The 17882-nt window shown below is 52.9% G+C and carries 21 protein-coding genes and 1 pseudogene; 15 read left to right on the forward strand and 7 right to left on the reverse strand.

The features are described 5' to 3' along the window. Positions 1-53 precede the first annotated feature (53 nt). The 12 genes from SIL79_RS04250 to mgtE all read left to right on the forward strand — a co-directional run bounded on the left by SIL79_RS04250 (position 54) and on the right by mgtE (position 9337). On the forward strand, positions 54-1016 hold the full coding sequence (locus SIL79_RS04250; RefSeq protein WP_039033573.1) for a calcium/sodium antiporter: 963 nt from the start codon (positions 54-56) through the stop codon (positions 1014-1016). Positions 1017-1046: 30 nt separating this feature from the next. After that, positions 1047-2024 (forward strand): KpsF/GutQ family sugar-phosphate isomerase, encoded by a 978-nt coding sequence (locus tag SIL79_RS04255; RefSeq protein WP_039033482.1) that lies wholly within the window; start codon positions 1047-1049, stop codon positions 2022-2024. Further along, entirely contained in the window at positions 2024-2575 is a 552-nt protein-coding gene (gene kdsC / locus SIL79_RS04260; RefSeq protein WP_039033483.1) for a 3-deoxy-manno-octulosonate-8-phosphatase KdsC, read from the forward strand. Before SIL79_RS04255 ends, kdsC begins: the two co-directional genes overlap by 1 nt. Further along, positions 2572-3132: an LPS export ABC transporter periplasmic protein LptC gene (lptC, locus tag SIL79_RS04265; RefSeq protein WP_039033484.1), complete on the forward strand. Its 561-nt coding sequence runs from the start codon at positions 2572-2574 to the stop codon at positions 3130-3132. Before kdsC ends, lptC begins: the two co-directional genes overlap by 4 nt. After that, positions 3119-3652, forward strand: a complete 534-nt coding sequence (gene lptA, locus SIL79_RS04270) for a lipopolysaccharide transport periplasmic protein LptA (protein ID WP_039033485.1) — start codon at positions 3119-3121, stop codon at positions 3650-3652. The genes lptC and lptA overlap by 14 nt, the downstream gene beginning before the upstream one ends. Next, on the forward strand, positions 3649-4377 hold the full coding sequence (gene lptB, locus SIL79_RS04275; RefSeq protein WP_025011764.1) for an LPS export ABC transporter ATP-binding protein: 729 nt from the start codon (positions 3649-3651) through the stop codon (positions 4375-4377). Before lptA ends, lptB begins: the two co-directional genes overlap by 4 nt. A gap of 95 nt (positions 4378-4472) precedes the next feature. Continuing rightward, on the forward strand, positions 4473-5936 hold the full coding sequence (locus SIL79_RS04280) for an RNA polymerase factor sigma-54 (protein ID WP_144361088.1): 1464 nt from the start codon (positions 4473-4475) through the stop codon (positions 5934-5936). A 31-nt stretch (positions 5937-5967) separates the two neighbouring features. Beyond that, positions 5968-6255 carry a ribosome hibernation promoting factor gene (hpf, locus tag SIL79_RS04285; RefSeq protein WP_039033487.1) on the forward strand — a complete coding sequence of 96 codons (288 nt, stop codon included), beginning with the start codon at positions 5968-5970 and terminating at the stop codon, positions 6253-6255. A gap of 2 nt (positions 6256-6257) precedes the next feature. Continuing rightward, entirely contained in the window at positions 6258-6701 is a 444-nt protein-coding gene (gene ptsN, locus SIL79_RS04290) for a PTS IIA-like nitrogen regulatory protein PtsN (protein WP_039033488.1), read from the forward strand. Next, the gene (gene rapZ, locus SIL79_RS04295) at positions 6698-7552 is read left to right on the forward strand and encodes an RNase adapter RapZ (protein ID WP_039033489.1); all 855 of its coding nucleotides are present in this window, start codon (positions 6698-6700) and stop codon (positions 7550-7552) included. Before ptsN ends, rapZ begins: the two co-directional genes overlap by 4 nt. Beyond that, positions 7539-7814 (forward strand): HPr family phosphocarrier protein, encoded by a 276-nt coding sequence (locus tag SIL79_RS04300; protein WP_039033490.1) that lies wholly within the window; start codon positions 7539-7541, stop codon positions 7812-7814. Before rapZ ends, SIL79_RS04300 begins: the two co-directional genes overlap by 14 nt. A gap of 158 nt (positions 7815-7972) precedes the next feature. Then, the gene (gene mgtE / locus SIL79_RS04305) at positions 7973-9337 is read left to right on the forward strand and encodes a magnesium transporter (RefSeq protein WP_039033491.1); all 1365 of its coding nucleotides are present in this window, start codon (positions 7973-7975) and stop codon (positions 9335-9337) included. A gap of 136 nt (positions 9338-9473) precedes the next feature. Here mgtE and SIL79_RS04310 read toward each other — a convergent pair whose 3' ends face one another. From SIL79_RS04310 to SIL79_RS04320, 3 genes are all read right to left on the reverse strand, one after another. Then, positions 9474-9857 (reverse strand): hypothetical protein, encoded by a 384-nt coding sequence (locus tag SIL79_RS04310; protein WP_071476730.1) that lies wholly within the window; start codon positions 9855-9857, stop codon positions 9474-9476. A 156-nt stretch (positions 9858-10013) separates the two neighbouring features. Then, a complete protein-coding gene (locus SIL79_RS04315; protein WP_071476729.1) occupies positions 10014-10805 on the reverse strand; it encodes a molybdate ABC transporter substrate-binding protein in 792 nt (263 codons plus the stop codon). A 189-nt stretch (positions 10806-10994) separates the two neighbouring features. Then, positions 10995-11657 carry an OmpA family protein gene (locus SIL79_RS04320; RefSeq protein WP_319619005.1) on the reverse strand — a complete coding sequence of 221 codons (663 nt, stop codon included), beginning with the start codon at positions 11655-11657 and terminating at the stop codon, positions 10995-10997. Between the two features lie 510 nt (positions 11658-12167). Between SIL79_RS04320 and SIL79_RS04325 the strand changes: the two genes are divergently transcribed. Further along, positions 12168-12401 carry a transposase gene (locus SIL79_RS04325; RefSeq protein WP_071476727.1) on the forward strand — a complete coding sequence of 78 codons (234 nt, stop codon included), beginning with the start codon at positions 12168-12170 and terminating at the stop codon, positions 12399-12401. Between the two features lie 115 nt (positions 12402-12516). Here SIL79_RS04325 and SIL79_RS04330 read toward each other — a convergent pair whose 3' ends face one another. Then, positions 12517-13497 (reverse strand): catalase family peroxidase, encoded by a 981-nt coding sequence (locus tag SIL79_RS04330; RefSeq protein ID WP_319619006.1) that lies wholly within the window; start codon positions 13495-13497, stop codon positions 12517-12519. Between the two features lie 139 nt (positions 13498-13636). On the opposite strand from SIL79_RS04330, the gene fumC reads away from it, so the two are divergent. Both fumC and SIL79_RS04340 read left to right on the forward strand, forming a co-directional pair. After that, a complete protein-coding gene (fumC, locus tag SIL79_RS04335; protein ID WP_071476725.1) occupies positions 13637-15028 on the forward strand; it encodes a class II fumarate hydratase in 1392 nt (463 codons plus the stop codon). Positions 15029-15128: 100 nt separating this feature from the next. Beyond that, entirely contained in the window at positions 15129-15677 is a 549-nt protein-coding gene (locus SIL79_RS04340) for a DUF2799 domain-containing protein (RefSeq protein WP_039033497.1), read from the forward strand. A gap of 58 nt (positions 15678-15735) precedes the next feature. On the opposite strand, the gene SIL79_RS04345 is transcribed toward SIL79_RS04340, so the two are convergent. From SIL79_RS04345 to SIL79_RS04355, 3 genes and pseudogenes are all read right to left on the reverse strand, one after another. Continuing rightward, positions 15736-15912, reverse strand: a complete 177-nt coding sequence (locus SIL79_RS04345; RefSeq protein ID WP_160289557.1) for a hypothetical protein — start codon at positions 15910-15912, stop codon at positions 15736-15738. A gap of 104 nt (positions 15913-16016) precedes the next feature. Beyond that, positions 16017-16196, reverse strand: a pseudogene (locus SIL79_RS04350) (helix-turn-helix domain-containing protein); the annotation flags it as partial. A 65-nt stretch (positions 16197-16261) separates the two neighbouring features. Further along, a complete protein-coding gene (locus SIL79_RS04355; protein WP_039033499.1) occupies positions 16262-16948 on the reverse strand; it encodes a cold-shock protein in 687 nt (228 codons plus the stop codon). Between the last annotated feature and the right edge of the window lie 934 nt (positions 16949-17882).

Here is a 17882-nt window from a genome sequence, read left to right on the forward strand (position 1 = left end):
TTGTAGCAAATACGGCGAAAATGCACGCCAGAATCCGTAGCTTTATTTACTGCATGTTATTCAATATTTTCTTGCTGCTCGCCGGCTTGTCCGTCCTGGTCTGGAGTGCCGATAAATTCGTTTATGGCGCCGGGGCTTTTGCCCGTAACCTGGGGTTACCCCCCATGTTGATAGGACTGACCATAGTCGCCATGGGCAGTTCGGCCCCTGAGATGTTCGTTGCCGCCAGCGCCTCCATGGCCGGCATGCCGGATACGGCCGTGGGTAATGTGCTGGGCTCCAATGTCGCCAATGTCAGCTTGATCCTGGGGTTGACCGCCCTTCTTGGGGCTATTGCCGTCAGCTCCAAGACCCTGAAGCGGGAGATCCCCATGATGCTGGGCGCCACAGTGCTGGCGGGTTACTTCCTGCACGATCAGTATCTCAGCCGCAGCGAAGGAGTTATTTTACTGGCGCTGTTCTTCGGCCTGATGGGCTATCTTATCTGGCATGCACTGACCAATAAGAATAAGGATCCACTCGCCGATGAAGCCGATGCCGAGATCCCCAAAGATGTGCCCACTGCCAAGGCGGTACTCTGGTTGATCATAGGCTTGGTACTCTTGCCACTGTCGGCAGACTGGATGGTCGAAGGTGCCGTGGGTATTGCCAAGTCTTTTGGGCTATCGGATCTGGTTATCGGTCTGACCATCATTGCCGTGGGCACCAGCCTGCCGGAACTGGCAGCCTGCGTAGCCGGTGTGCTCAAGAAAGAGGACGACTTGGCCATAGGCAATATTGTCGGCTCCAACCTGTTTAATATTCTGGCGGTATTGGCAATACCCGGTCTTATCGCCCCGGGCGTAATCGACGCCGCAGCGGCCGGACGCGACTTTTATATGGCTTTGGGCACCAGTTGTGCCCTGGCACTCCTGGTGCTGAGCACAGGTAAACAACGTGAACTCAAGCGCTGGCACGGTGCCTTACTACTGATAAGCTTCATTGGCTATCAATACAGCCTGTTTCAATCCCACTAGCGATGAAGGGCAAAAAGACGAGAGACAACTATGGCAGAAGCTAAGCAACTGCGCCAATGGGGCCGCAGAGTAATAGATATCGAGAAACAAGCACTGGATAACCTGTACCAGTTTGTTGATTCCCCCGAGTTCGCCCAAGCCTGCGAACTGATCCTCAACTGCAGCGGCAAGGTGATAGTGATGGGGATGGGGAAATCGGGCCATATAGGCAACAAGATTTCTGCCACCCTCGCCAGCACGGGCACCCCGGCATTCTTCGTTCACCCGGGCGAAGCCAGCCACGGCGACCTTGGAGTGTTGAGTGAAAACGATATCGTATTGGCTATCTCCAACTCGGGCGAGTCCAGCGAAATTCTAACCCTGATCCCCGTCATCAAGCGCCAGGGGATCCCTATGATCTCCATGACAGGCAAGCCAGAATCCACCATGGCTAAGCTGGCGCAGCTGCATCTATGCATCAAGGTGCCGGAAGAAGCCTGCCCGCTGGGCTTGGCCCCCACCTCCAGCACCACGGCCACCCTGGTGATGGGAGACGCCCTGGCGGTCGCCCTGTTGCAGGCCAAAGGCTTTACCAAAGACGACTTTGCCCTGTCGCATCCCGGCGGCGCTTTAGGGCGCAAACTGCTGCTCAAGGTCAGCGATGTAATGCATAAAGACGAAGAACTGCCGTTGGTCACAGAAGATATCTGTATCACAGACGCCCTGTATGAAATCTCCAAGAAGGGTCTGGGTATGACCTCAGTGGTCAATCAGCAGAAGCAGCTTGTGGGTATTTTCACCGATGGTGATTTGAGACGTGTCATCGACGCCGGAGTCAACCTGCGTACCACCAAAATAAGCGACGTCATGACCCGGGATTGCATCACCAGTGGTGACAATATCCTCGCGGCGCAGGCGCTCAAGGTGATGGACGAAAACGACATTAACGGCCTTATCGTCATCAATGGCGCCAATGAGCCGATTGGAGCACTCAATATGCTGGATATGGTCAAGGCGGGGGTTATCTGATGAGTCATCAAGGTTTTTACGGACCCATAAGCGAAGACAACTGGCAAAGAGCCGCCAAAATCAAGCTGCTTATTTGTGATGTCGACGGTGTCTTCTCCGATGGCCGTATCTATATGAGCAACAGCGGCGAAGAGCTGAAGGCCTTTCACACCCGCGATGGCTATGGAGTGCGCTCGCTGCTGTCCTGCGGCATTCAGGTGGCGGTGATCACCGGCCGCAAGTCCCAGATAGTCGAAAACCGCATGACGGCCCTGGGGGTAGACAAGATTTATCAAGGCATAGACAACAAGCTTGAGCCCTATGAGGCGCTGCTTAAACATTATGACCTCAAGCCCGAACAAGTGGCCTATATAGGTGACGACATTGTCGACCTGCCGGTGATGAAGCAAGTTGGACTGGCGGTTTGCGTGGCCGATGGCCATCCTTGGGTAAGGCAGCACTGCCACATGATCACCCAGATTACCGGCGGCCATGGTGCGCTGCGGGAGCTGGCGGATCTTATCCTGCTCAGTCAGGACAAATTTGAAAATGCCCACGGAATGAGTATATGAATAGGGTCACTCTGGCCATTATTTTGTTTTTCTCCACTGCACTTATCCTTTACTGGCAGGTGCAGAACAAGCGCAACGCCCAACAGAGCGAGGCGCCGGTGGATGTTGTGCGGCCGGACTTTGTCGCCGATGACCTGCGCTCAGTCAACTTTGACGAGCAGGGCAATGTCGCCAGCAGGGTCGCGGCGGCGCACATGGAACACTATGAAGCCAATGAGAAGACCTTCTTCAACCAACCGGTTTATCTGGTCTATCCGGACAAGGGCGAAGCGCAGTGGCGCCTGTCTGCCAACGAGGGCAGGCTCAATCGCAAGAGTAACCGAGTGGTACTTGAAAATAATGTTATCATCGACGCCATTAGCCCCAATGAACCGATCCAGAGCCTGAAAACCAGTTATGTGGAGCTGGATCTGGACACCATGATCATGACCTCAGATCGCGAGATCCTGATCGAAGGCAGAGACTTTAATATCAAGGGATCCGGCCTGTATGCCGATCTCAACGCTCAGCAAGTAAAGCTGACCAGTCAGGTGAAAGGAACCTATGAAACCAAGTAAGCTTTTTATCGGTGCCCTCTTGTGCATCACAAGCCTGTCGGCAGTGGCCATTGAAGAAGATCTGCTGCAAAAAGTCGAGATCAGCGCCGCCAATCAGTTTGCCGATATCAAAAACAAGCGCGTGGTATACGGCGGGCCTGTCACAGTCACCCAGGGCAGTTTGAAGCTGCTGGCCGATGAACTCACGGCTTACACTGAGGACAAGAGTGGCGAGCGGATCCTGGTGGCCAAGGGCTCACCTGCCACCTATACCCAGAAGCTGGAAGATGGCCGTCAGGCCAGTGCCAAGGCCAAAGAGATCCACTACAACATAGACAGCCGCATCATGACCTTGATAGGCCAAGCCAAAGTGGAACAGGACGGCAGCGAAGTAACCGCCGAGAAGATAGTCTACGACATCAACAAGCAGCAGCTGGAAGCGGAAAGCAGCGGCAAAGGCCAAGATAGGGTAACCACTGTTATCCAGCCGGAAAACTATCAGGATCTCAATAAGAAAGAACAGCAGCAGGAGCCGCAATGACCAGCACCCTGACGGCACAAAACCTGGCAAAGAGTTACAAGAAGCGCAACGTAGTCAAAGATGTCAGCCTATCGGTCAATACCGGCCAGATCGTGGGGCTGCTGGGCCCCAACGGGGCGGGCAAGACGACTACCTTCTATATGGTGGTTGGCCTGGTGCAGAGTGACAAGGGCCGTATTTTCATTGACGACGACGAGCTGACCTTGGATCCCATGCACCTGCGTGCCCGTAAAGGCATAGGCTATCTGCCACAGGAAGCCAGTATTTTCCGCAAGCTGTCGGTACATGACAACATCATGGCCGTACTGCAAACCCGCAAAGAGCTCAACAGCGACGAGCGCGAGGAACAACTCGAACAGTTGCTGGAAGAATTCCACATTACCCACATACGTGACAGCCTGGGGATGTCCCTCTCCGGCGGTGAACGCCGCCGGGTGGAAATCGCCCGGGCATTGGCCGCCAATCCACAGTTCATTCTGCTGGATGAGCCGTTCGCCGGTGTGGATCCCATCTCAGTTATCGATATCAAGAAAATCATCGAACAGCTTAAGTCCCGCGGTTTGGGGGTGCTGATCACAGACCACAATGTTCGCGAAACGCTCGACGTTTGTGAGCGAGCCTACATTGTCAGCCATGGGCAGTTGATTGCCGAGGGCACACCCGCTGAAATCTTGGACAACCAGCAAGTGCGTGCTGTGTACTTAGGCGAACAATTCAGGCTATAGTTAGGATCATGTCATCCGGCGGCAATTCCGGGTATTATAGTTTGTTATTATTGAATTTTTTCCTTGAAAAATAACGAGTAGGGATTAGCGGTATAATGAAAGCGTCACTCCAGCTCAAATTGGGTCAACAGTTGACCATGACACCTCAGTTGCAGCAGGCAATTCGCCTGCTGCAACTGTCGTCCCTTGAGCTGCAGCAGGAAATCCAGGAAGCCTTGGAAGCCAACCCTCTGTTGGAGATGGCCGAGGACAACCAGGATGACGCTATCGACGACAACCACAAGGAAAACGACGCCGGCGAATTGAGCGTCAAGCAGGAAGATGGTTCCACGGTAGAAACCTCAGAGGCATTGAACAATGAGTCTATGCCGGATGAATTGCCTATGGATACCACCTGGGATGAAGTCTTTACCGCCGCCAGCGCCTCAGGGCCGGCTATGGGCCGTGAAGATGACATGCCCTTCCAGGGTGAAACCAGCGAAGGTCTCTATGAACACCTGGAATGGCAAAAGAACCTGACCCCGTTTTCCGATACCGACGACGCCATTGCCACCGCCATCATAGATGCCATTGACGAGCAGGGCTATCTAACCCAGAGCACTGAGGAGATCCTCGAAGCCATGGGCAACCCTGAGATTGAGCTCGATGAAGTCGAGGCGGTACTCAAGCGGATCCAGCACTTCGATCCCATCGGCATCGCCTCCAGAGATCTGCGCGAATGCCTGCTGATCCAATTGCAACAGTTCAACGCCGACACCCCGCATCTGGCCGACGCCCGCTTGTTGATTGACGAACATCTGGATCTCATCGCTACCCGCGACTTTCGCACCCTAATGCGTAAGACCAAGCTCAAGGAAGATCAACTGCGTGACGCCATCAACCTTATTCAGAGCCTCAATCCCCGCCCCGGTTTGCTGGTGCAGCCGATGGACGAGGAATATGTGATCCCGGATGTCAGCGTCTGGAAGAAGAGCGGCCGCTGGGTAGTGGAGCTCAATCCGGACTGTATGCCCAAACTCGGGATCAACCAACAGTATGCTGCCATGGCCCGTAGCGCCCGCAGCCAATCAGACAGCCAGTTTATTCGTGGTCATCTTCAGGAAGCCAAATGGTTTATCAAGAGCCTGGAGAGCCGCAACGACACCCTGCTCAAGGTGGCCAACTGCATAGTGCAGTTCCAGCAGGGATTTTTTGAATATGGTGAAGAGGCCATGAAACCCATGGTACTCAACGATATTGCCGAGGCGGTCGAGATGCATGAATCGACCATCTCCAGGGTCACCACTCAAAAGTATATGCATACCCCGAGGGGAATATTTGAATTGAAGTACTTCTTCTCCAGCCATGTCGGTACCGAAGATGGCGGAGAATGCTCTTCCACGGCGATCAGGGCTTTTATCAAGAAGCTCGTGGCAGCGGAAAACCAGAAGAAACCTTTGAGCGACAGCAAGATGGCACAACTTCTGGCAGAACAGGGAATCAACGTTGCAAGACGCACCATAGCCAAGTATCGCGAGGCTATGATGATACCACCGTCGAACCAGCGTAAGAGTTTATAAATCCACAGTTGGAAATTGGAGGAATCTTTCTATGCAAATCAACCTGACAGGACATCATATCGAGATCACCGACTCACTGCGTGACTATGTGGAAAGTAAGTTTTCGAAACTTGAACGCCATTTCGAACAGATCAATAATGTGCACGTTGTGCTCAATGTACAAAAACTGCAACAGATTGCCGAAGCCAAGATCAACCTCACAGGCGGCGAAGTCTATGCAACTTCTGAACATGCCGACATGTATGCCGCCATCGACGTTCTGATTGATAAATTGGATCGTCAGGTCATTAAACATAAAGAAAAGCTGACAAAACACTAACGATGGAACTGAGTACCATCCTGCGGCCGGAGTGCACTACCTGTGCCACTCCGGGCAGTAAGAAAAAGGTACTGGAGCTAATTAGCGATCTCGCCAGCGCCCAGTACCCCACCCTTTCCTCTCAAGCGATTTTTGAAAGCCTTTTGGCCCGCGAAAAGATGGGGAGCACAGGTATAGGTAATGGTATTGCGATTCCGCATGGCCGGCTGCCTGATATCACAGAGCCGATTGCCGTGCTGGTCAAATGCGAAGAGCCTATCGCCTTCGATGCCATAGACAACCAACCGGTGGACATACTGTTCGCCCTTCTGGTTCCCGCAGATCAATGCCAACAACATCTGAGTACCCTGTCTGCCATGGCTGAAAAGCTCAGCGACAAAGCAATACTCAAGCAGTTGCGTAAATCCCGCGATGAAACAGAACTCTATCAGGTGATCACAGGATGAAACTCGCTATAGTCTCAGGCCGCTCCGGTTCCGGAAAATCCGTTGCCCTCAGGGTACTCGAAGACCTGGGTTACTACTGTGTGGATAATCTGCCCCTGCCCATGATAGGCAGCCTGCTGGAAAACCTCCGAGGCAGCAATGATCTGGTCGCCATCAGCATAGATGTGCGCAACATGCCGGATCAGGAAAAAGTGCTGGAAAAACAGTTGGCGGCACTGCCGGAAAACACCCAACTGACCAGCTTCTTCCTCAACGCTTCCGATAAAGTACTCCTTAAACGCTACAGCGAAACCCGCAGATTACACCCCCTATCCAAGAGCACTGTCTCGCTGCAAGATGCCATCAAGCACGAAGGTAAGTTGCTGGAGCCTATGTCGAAACTGGTGGATCACTACATAGATACCTCGGCACTGAATATCTATGAACTCAGTGACAAAGTACGGGAAATTCTGCTGGGTAGCGTCGACAAAGAGTTGGTGATCAACTTCGAATCGTTCGGCTTCAAGCACGGCATGCCCCAGGAAGCCGACTTCATGTTTGATGTGCGCTTTCTGCCCAACCCTCACTGGGAACCGGCGCTCAGGCCGCTGACTGGGCTGGATGAGCCGGTACAGGAATTCCTTATCCGTCAGCCACTGGTGAACAAATTTATCTGGCAGATAGAGAATCTGCTGGAAACCTGGCTACCGCACCTTGAACGCAACAACCGCAGCTATCTCACCATAGCCATAGGTTGCACCGGCGGCCAGCATAGATCTGTCTATGTCGCCGACCAGCTGGCCAAGCGTTTTGGCAACAGCAAACACAAGGTACAGGCCCGCCACAGAGAGCTGGGCAATGGCAAAGGTTGAACGGGAAGTCACCATAGTCAACAAGCTGGGCCTGCATGCCCGCGCCGCCACTAAGCTGGCGGTGCTGGCCAGCGAGTTCGAAGCCGATATCACTCTGATCCAGGGCGAGAAAAAGGCCTCGGCCGCCAGCGTGCTTGGGCTCTTGATGCTGGAAACCGGTCAAGGCAAAACCATACGCCTTATTGCCGAAGGCCCGGATGCCGAACCCGCAATGGATGCCATCTGCGCTCTGATAAACGCCCGTTTCGACGAAGCCAGCTGAAGTCTTAGGGAAAGACACAACACAGCAGGCAGTACGGTAAGCCGACGCAGAGCACGCGTGGGACTTGCTCGCCCCTTCCTTAGCACTGCACTCTTTGTTTCTATAACTCCCCTGTCTTGAGGTAACATATCCTCGCTTTGCATCACAGGGGGAACTGCATGCCAATAGAAGCGCTCGACCAAGAGCTGACAGAACAACGTCTTACTCAACTAAACCAAGCTCTTGGCAGTGGTATGTTCGTGCATGTGCGCGACATGCTGCAGCGAATGACAGCTTCGGATATCGCCTTTATTCTCGAATCTTCACCACCACGTACCCGTCAGGTACTCTGGCAACTTGTGGATCAGGAACAGAGCGGTGAGATCCTCGAAGAGCTGGGTGAGGATATGAAAGACCAGCTGATCAGCCTGATGAGTCCTGAGCGCTTGGCACGAGCGACTGCGGGTATGGATACCGATGATCTGGCCTATGTGCTGCGAAGCCTGCCGGATACCCTCTACAAACAGGTACTGCACTCCATGAGTGCCCAAGACAGGGCCAGGGTCGAACAGGCGCTCTCCTATCCGGAAGACAGTGCCGGCAGTCTGATGAACACAGATACCGTGACCCTGAGACCGGACGTCAACGTCGATGTGGTGCTGCGTTATCTGCGTCAAAGAGGCGAGTTGCCCGAAGCCACTGATACCCTCTATGTGGTAGATAGACGCGATGTTTTGCTCGGTGGCGTTAAGCTCTCCACCCTGCTGACCTGTAACCCCACCGCCGGGATCCGCAGCATAATGGATCCCGAGCTTGAGAGTATTCCCGTCACCATGCCGGACAATGAAGTGGCCCAGCTGTTTGAACGCCATGACTGGGTTTCGGCGCCAGTGGTCGACAGTGAAGGCCATCTGCTTGGTCGAATCACCATTGATGATGTGGTGGATGTTATCCGCGAAGACGCCGAACACTCCATGATGGGGATGGCGGGGATGGACGATGATGAAGACACCTTCGGCCCTGTGTTCAAGAGTGCCTTTCGCCGCTCTTTGTGGCTAACCTTCAACCTGTTTGCCGCTCTGTTGGCCGCCTCGGTCAGTAATATGTTTGAAGGCACACTGGAAAAATTTGCCACCATAGCAATTCTGATGACCATAGTGCCCAGCATGGGCGGCGTTGCCGGTAACCAGACTCTGGCGCTGGTGATCCGCGGTATCGCCCTCGGCCACATAGGTCAAAGCAACTCCCGTTGGCTCATAGGCAAAGAACTGGCTATCGGCTTTCTCAATGGCCTGCTGTGGTCGGCGTTGGTATTCACTGCCGTGTGGATCTGGAAAGGCGATCTGGCGCTCGGCGCCCTTATTGGCGGTGCCATGTTAATCAATATGACGGTAGCCGGTCTCGCCGGGGCCAGCATCCCTTTAATACTGAAAAAGCTCAATGTGGATCCTGCACTGGCCGGTGGCATGGTGCTAACCACAGTGACAGATGTGATAGGCCTGTTCGCCTTCCTGGGGTTGGCGACTCTCGTTTTAATGAGCTGAGGCGCTGATTTTAGTGAGCTGAAGCTCTACTTTTGAGGGCAGAATAACAGGGGCCAAGAGCATCAAGCTCTGACCTTGATGAATAAAGTAACAACAGGGCGACCAAGCTCGCCCTTAGGCTGTAAAAGATAGCGAGTCAGTCTTTAAGCCAACACACCTTGGGTTCACCCTGCTCACAGAAAACGGAGATACACTCGCCACGGCTCACCAACAGAAATTCCTGCAACTTGAGGTTGGCGCTGGCCATAAAGCCGCTGCGCTTGGCCTCTTGGCGGTACCAGCCGCCGTTGGAAATCTGAAATAACCAGCCATTGGAAAGGCTGCATTCGGTCCAGAACTCCATCAGGTCACCCTCATCCAACATTCGAAAGCCAACCACAGAGTCAAAATGAACCTGCGCCCTGCTACCTTCGACACTTACCTCGATATCCAGGCCCTGACTTTCATAGCAAAGGCGAATAAATCTCACCTCATCACCGAGGTAATCTGTCGCTATCGGTAAGCCTTTGGTTTCGAGCATGCTCCCCCCTGGTAAGGATATAATGCCTTACTTTAGAAGGATAATAATTGCCTGTGCAAGCTGATTTGCTCAAAAAGTAGCTATATACCCATAAAGAGAGTGTGCTTCAGTTCCGGGGAACTGAAGCACACTCTCCAAATATCTCAGTTATAGCGACTAAGGCTTAAGCGGCGCTTCAAAACCATAAGAGGCCAGAATGGATTGCCCCTTGGGAGACAGAATATACATGGCCAGCGGCCAAGCGGCAGGGTCGGCCTTATCCAGCACCAGCATGCCATAGTTGGCACCCACTGCCAGCGACTCGGGCAACGCCACTATCTTGAGAGCAGGCACTTCTTTCTTGGCCAAAACAGCGTTGGTGCAGTAGGTTAAAAATACATCCGCCTGTTTATTGGCCATCACCCAGCCATAGGGGTTCTTGCCTTTAGGGGGTTTGGCACTATCGGCGCCACCGGTCAATTGCAGTGCCTTGGCCGCCAATTTGGCCTGGCTACCCGGCTTGATAGCTTCGGCGCGGTCAAACACCTTGAAAGCATAGTCTCCGGCAGGGTCAGCCTTGGGAGTGGAGGTGCCCAGCTTGATCTTGCTATCCAGCAAAGTATCCAGCATATTTTCTGTCGTCAGAGGGACATTATCTTGCGCCAAGGCGCACAGGCGGTTACGGGCAAACATCACCACAGGCGCACCCTTGCCTTCCTGCATCAGTTTCTGTGGATGCTTCATATTGGCCGACGCAAACAGGTCGACCTTCTCGCCCTCTTCAATTCGGCCTCTGAGCAGGCCTGAAGGAGCAAACTGAGCATTAACCTTAACGCCGCCATCGGCCTGATAACTGGCGATAACATCCGTCATGGCTGTCTTCAAACTTCCTGCGGCCCTGAATTCCAAATCCGCCGCCTGCGAGAAGGCGGGTAGTAACAGTGCGAGTAAGCAGACGCTCTTTTTCATTTATTTTTCTCCGGTGTATAAGATACAGATGCCGCTAAACTCAACCAAAGCGCGTCACAAATCAACGCACCACGACAGAACTTGTCATAAACTCCCCTCAAGATCACGCCATCTGACAGAAAAAACCGGAGAAAGGGACAATTTGACCCAATAAAAAGGGCCGCCGCAGCGACCCTTAAGCTTAAAATCTTAGCCAAGTGGACTAAGAATAATCTCTACCCGACGGTTCTGTGCCCGCCCCTGAGGGCTGGCATTTGAGGCGATTGGGCTGGCCTCACCTCGGCCTTGGGTCAGCACTCGCTGTCCGGATACGCCTTTACGGATCAAGTAATTACCTACCTCACTGGCGCGAACCTGTGACAATCTCAGGTTGTAAGACTCAGAGCCGCTGCTGTCGGTATAACCCACTACATTCAGCTGAGTCTTGTCATATTCCTTGGCCACCAGCACTACGCTATCCAATACCCGCATGGCACCACTGCTGAGATCTGTCTTGTCGACCTGGAAAGTCACTTCATTGGGCATGTTGAGCACTATGGTATCGCCCACCCGGGTCACACTGACGCCGGTTGAAGCCAGTTGCTGACGCAACTTGGTTTCCTGCACATCCATGTAATAGCCGATACCTCCACCTACGGCAGCACCGGATGCCGCACCTATCAGGGCGCCCTTGCCCCTGTCACTCTTACTGGAAGAAGCCACACCTATGGCTGCACCGGCGACGGCACCTATCAGTGCTCCGTTGGTCGCCTTGGCGGTCTGTTGTTCATTGGTATAAGGATTCACTGTAGTACAGCCAGTTGCCAGCAATGCCAGCAACAGAGGAGCTGCCAGAAAAGCGCGCTTTTTCATGTTATTTTTTCCTTCGTCTGCTTGTTCCAACCTAAGCGGAACCTACCTGGCGCCAAAGTATATAGCAGCGCTTCAAGCAGGCAATCCCCCGGAGGCCATAGAGGTGGCAAATCCGCACGGCGTTCAGCATGGATTCAGTCAAATCCGACTTTTCCCACCCCCGGATTGTCAGCCAAGTGTCATGGCGCTGACATCAAATGAAGTCCCAAAATAGAGCAGACTGCACTCTATTGGGTAGCACCCGGCAGGCTCTCTCGATAAGGAAATGAATTAATTTTCTTTCATATCAACAGATTAAAAGAAAATTAAAAATTGGCATGTTTATTACATACCTACAAAGCAGTATTCCACTGTTCAGGAGTCATTATGAAAACATTGATGAAAATGCGCGACAGTTGGCATTCGCTCTGGCATGGCCTCAAGCACTTGGGCTACAGCCAATGGGATGTGGAATAGCAGAGCTGGAATCACAGCTCTGAAAAACCATTCTTGAACCATCAAGGAGGCAGTATGGAAATTAACGAGCAGAAGCTGCGACAGCAAGCCATTAAGGAAGTGACCCAGAACGGCAGGCTCATGTTTGACGTTGCCCGTCAGCATGGGATCTCCACCAAACAGGTTTATCAGTGGCTGGCGCAGAATGAAACGGCAGGCAGACCCAGACAATCCCGGCTGATGGGAGAAATGCAGCAACTGCAGCAGCGCATTCGTCAGTTGAGCCAGGAGTTCAGCTTAATCCGTTAAAGTTTCGACAGGAGCGAACCTGACACACAGTTATCGCCCCCAACGATAAAAAATGTACATATAACAACGATAAAGCGCTACATTTTTTAGGTTCGTTCCTGTCATTTTATTGCCGTTACCGGCCGCTTAAACGCTTGCCAAAAGAGATGGCATAAGCCGCGGATCTTAGCCGCAGCACAGGGTCGTCACTGGCGGCAATCCCTTTACTGAGCACATTGGGATCAAAGTTCAGCCTGTCGCAGGCCGAAGCCACAACCGAGTCTATGCTCAGGCGCCCGAGAGTAACCCTGGGGCGGTTATCCGGCCACTGCAGTGAAGGGTCGAGTAAGGGATCCCCCTCCTCGGCCAGGATCAGCTTAAGCTCAAACTGAGCAGGCCCTGTTTTCAGCCTCTGCATCAACCTCTCCTGCAGAAAATCATCCGGCAACTGCGCCATCTCGGCATCCGTCAATGGTTGCTCCCCGTCCACAGGCCAAAGCTCCCAGCGACCAAAGCGCTTTTGCTGGCCTTGGTTACCAAAAATAAAGCTGTGAATGCCAAAGTAGTTGACCGAGGTATAGGACGCCGGCGGATTGTGCTGCTTGAGCCACTGCCCCTGGCGGGCGGCATCCGGATGCTGCTGCAGATAGCGTGCAACCGCGCCGGTTTCCCCCTCACGCTGCGCCAGTGACGCGCGCAGCAAGCCAAGAAAACTGTCGGGATCTTTCCCCGGAAACACAGGCGTACTCAGCCCGGCCAACTGATGCACCTGCCCGTCCGGCAGTTCGATGCGCACGCCTATCCCCCTTGGGCTGCGACTGGTATCGGCCACAAAAGGATCGCCACCCGCCATGGAAAAACGCACCTGAGCGGGCAGAGCCTGCTCTGTGGCAAACAGAGATAGTTCCTTGAGCCAGGGCTCCCCGGCACTTGGCCGGAAACTGCCAATGGTACAAACTCCCTTGGCATGTCCCTTGCGTTCTCCCGGATGTTGACCGGAAAGCGCTTCAAATACCTGGATAAAATCATTTGCCTGAGCCGCCATTACCGAACTGGAGCCCAAAGCCCACAACTGAGCTCCCAAAAGCAATAACGCAGGCCAAACCGATACTCTCATGCTTACTCCCTTTGTAAAAATCAGAATCCAAGCCTGAAACAGGCCGCCCAACCCAGACCGGGAAACCCGGCGGATTATTTCAGGAGAAACCCAAAGGCCATGCTATGCTGAGGACGGCAACAGACGACAGGAGGCGACAATGCAATATCGGATTGAGCACGACACCCTGGGCGAGGTCAAGGTCGAAGCAGACAAATACTGGGGCGCCCAAACCCAGCGCAGTCTGGAAAACTTCCCCATAGGCCCGCAAGCGAGTATGCCGAAGGCCATCATCCACGCCTTCGCCCTGTTGAAGAAAGCCGCAGCCCAGACCAATGCCGAGCTTGGGCAACTGCCCAAGGACAAGGCGGCGCTCATCGCCAAAGTTTGTGATGAAATCTTGGCGGGCCAACTGGAGCAGCACTTTCCCCTGGTCATTTGGCAGACCGGCAGCGGCACCCAAACCAATATGAACCTCAATGAGGTAATAGCCAATCGCGGCATGGCGCTGGCACACAAGGCCATCAGCCTGAGCCCGAACGATGATGTCAATCGCAGCCAGAGCAGCAATGATACCTTCCCCAGCGCCATGCATATTGCCGTGGTGCTCAAGACCTGCAGGCACACACTGCCCGCCATAGCTGCGCTGCGCGATAGCCTAAAACACAAGTCACAACAGTTTGCCGATATTCCCAAAACCGGCCGCACCCACTTTATGGATGCCACCCCGCTGACCCTGGGACAGGAGATCAGTGCCTGGGTGACTCAGTTGGATAAAGGCATAGGCGCCATAGAGCGGGCGTTGGCAAACTGCCGTGAATTGGCCCTTGGCGGCACAGCCGTGGGGACAGGGCTCAATGCTCCCGCAGGTTATGCCGAGCGCGCTGCCGAACTGATATCGTCATTCAGTGGTGAGCAGTTTGTCAGCGCGGCCAACAAGTTCGAGGCACTGAGTGCCAGCGATGCCATGGTCGAGCTCAGCGGCGCCTTCAAGCGCCTGGCGGTCAGCCTGATGAAGATAGGCAATGATGTTCGCATGCTCGCCAGCGGCCCCCGTTGCGGCATAGGGGAACTGCAGTTGCCTGCCAACGAACCCGGCTCCAGCATAATGCCCGGCAAGGTTAACCCGACTCAGTGCGAGGCGCTGACCATGGTAGCGGCTCAGGTGATGGGCAACGATCTCGCCGTCAGCATAGGTGCCAGCAACGGCCAGTTTCAGCTCAATGTCTTTCGGCCGCTCATTGCCGCCAATCTGCTGCAAAGCGCCGAATTGCTGGGTGATGCCTGTCTGAGCTTTGATGAGCGCTGCGCTTCGGGGCTGGAACCCAACCGCGAGATGATAGCCAAGCAGCTGCAGCGCTCCTTGATGCTGGTCACCAGCCTCAATCCTCACATAGGCTATGCCAAGGCGGCCCAAATCGCCAAGGACGCCCACCAAAGAGGCATTAGTCTGAGGCAAGCTGCGTTGGAGTCAGGACTGGTAACAGAGGCCGAGTTTGATACTTGGGTCAATCCGGCGAACATGTTGGGCCCTTTCCAGGCTAAATTGTAAATTTGTATTAATACGTATCAGGTTTGGAGCTAATCGCTGTATTATACCGACTCCTCGCCACGGATTAGGCTTATTCAACTAATAAGCAGTCATTTACAGAATGAAATACCAAAATATCTTATTGGCACTGAGCGCGCTCATGCTGACCCAATGCAGTTCACTCGACCTCAACCAATGCCAAAACTCAGATTGGTTTTCCCTCGGACTTCAGGATGGCAACAATGGCGCTCATGCCAGCAGGATCAATAATTATGCCGAAGATTGTGCCGAGTTCGGCATTCGGGTTGATCATGGCGAGTGGCGCAATGGCTATCTACAGGGGCTGCAAAACTACTGTCAGCCGGAAAATGGCTACCGAGTCGGCCTGGCAGGTGAAGGCTATGCCGGTGTCTGTTCCAGCAACGCCTTTGTCGAACAGTACAATGCCGGCTACCACCAATACCAGCTCAACAAACGTGCCGATGAGATCCGCAGCCGCCTGCGTCAGATAGATTATCAAATCCGCGATCTGGATCAGAAGCTGGTGTCCATGACAGACAAGGCCAGCACCCTGGAGAAGAAAAAACAGCTGCTGAATGAAAAAGACAAGCTGGTGAACGAGCTCAGGTATCTGCAAGTCCCGGATGTGCAGTTCAGATGGCAATTCTGACACTTGCCGACCTTAAGTTAAGCCGCCGACAGACCGCCCAGGCAGGTAAAGCTAAGGGCTACGCAAGGAGCTTGGTTTGGCCGCTTATCTGTCGCTCGGCCAAGAGACAGATAAGCGCTGAAACAACAGCCTGCCTCAGCAAGGAAATATACCGGCGATAACTGACGGCAAAACTCTCGGTGGCGGCATCGAATAACAACTCACCTATGATTCGGTCACCAAGATGCATATCCAAGACAAGGTTTGCGGTTCCACTTATACCCCCCATATCCAGTACCACCCATATCCAGTAACACCCGGTCAAATCAACATCAGGCTTGGGCTGCGCCAGCAAACGAACCCCAAACCATTGAGTATCTTGAAGACAGTAGAGATATGGACATCTTCAGCCATCTCTACCCGGATCAAGGTTTTGTTGGTGACACCACAAAGCATTGCCGCCACTTACTGAGTGAATGCCGCTTCCTTTCTGCAGGCCTTAATCCAAGCGCCCGATGCATATGGAGTTAATGGGGCCATAAGAACGACGCAAAGTGTAGTTAAGTACACTTTTTCATCCATTCAAGCTGAAATCACCATGTCTGTTACTGCGGGAACAGACCGGCGATACCGGCGATAATCGCCGCTGGCAGGATTGCCACCACAGCAAGCACAGCAACGGCGCTGCCGAGGCAGCCGGAAAGCTGGCTCTGTCTGGCCTTAAGCTCAGCCTCTTGTATCGGCCCAAAGGCCTGCTCAGCCGCCTGAATTCTTTGCTGCAACTGCCGCTCGGCAGCTAGGGCCATCTCTTTGGTGTCACAGGGCTGCTTTTCAGTGACCAGGGCCAACTCCCCCTTGAAAGCATGGCCGGTAAAGCGATAGTTGCCTTCAGAGAAGGTCTTCTTTTCAAACTCGAGCCCGAGCACGGCATTGCAGCCACACTGCTTAGCCAGTTCTTCTATATACTGGCGCCCCTTGGCCGGATCTTTGAAAAAACGGGTCGAAATAGGCAAGCGCAACGCGGCGTCACCATGCTTGGGATTGCTACCCTTGGAGGTGAAGAAATTCAGCAGTCGTTCTCTTATATAGACCTCAGGAATACGGATCTGCTTGGCAGACAATCCCTTGGGAGTTGGCGTAGGGTCAAACTCGACCAGCACATTCTTAACCAGCTTAGCCTCATCACTCCTGTTCACCAGCGCCGAAACATGCAGAAAATAGCTTTCACCATCATCCCCATTGATAAAGCCAAATTTTTTAGATGAGACATACGAAACGACTTTTCCTTTCACTACACAATCCCGATAACTTTCTCTACTATTTCCAAAGCCCTATACAGCAACAGCCACAAAAAACCGCCGCAGCAACAGAACAGATTCAAGCCACCGATACTAACATCTCAACCCGGCAGCAACTGCTGCAACATCCTCAAAAACCGGTTAAAACCGTTCACTTTTCCCTAAAAATCATTGCCGTTCCCCGCCAGCCACTTTTTGCCCGTTAACAGACCAGCAAAGTCATTCATTGAAACCGCTAGCTCAAGCAAGCAACTTAAACGGGCAACTCAAGCAGGCAACTCAAACAAATCACTCAAACAAGTCACTCAAACAAGTTACTTCAGCCAAACCGCACAACAAAACCCCATGCGGTAAAGCTTGTTTTTCACCGCAGCAATACTGTAGGATTGGCTAAGCTTTTAACAAAAAACCAACGAAAAGCAATACTTAAGCGCTAACTAAAGTGCGAACAACAATCAGGGATGGCGGCCTTTCTCACCCGAGTAGGCAAAAGGCAAGGATAAGCTTTCAACACCTCACCTCATATTCCTCCCTGACAAAAACCACTTTCACCGCTGTGCAACTTGTGACCTAAGCTAAGGTTTTGCCAGCCACAAATTGATAGCTTTAGTGTTGTTTTTATTGAAATTAAATCTGGTTCAGTACGCTCTGGGATAGCTAGAATTCACTGCGGTAGCCATCTCAATAGATAGAAATAATAATCTCAGTGTAGGTCTACTATCGTATTCCTCACTACGTTATCCTTTTCGCATTCTTAGCTGACCCGAGCGGAAATTGCTGTGCTCCCAACCAGCACCCCCCACCTGCACAAAGAAAGCTATATAAAGGAAACCGTGAAGCTACAGAAGACCAAATTACAAAAACACCTACAAATATTCATACATATAACAAAAATTAAGTTTGATGGTATGGAATCAACTTAAAAATA

This window comes from Shewanella indica (assembly GCF_033842865.1).
GTDB lineage: Bacteria > Pseudomonadota > Gammaproteobacteria > Enterobacterales > Shewanellaceae > Shewanella > Shewanella indica.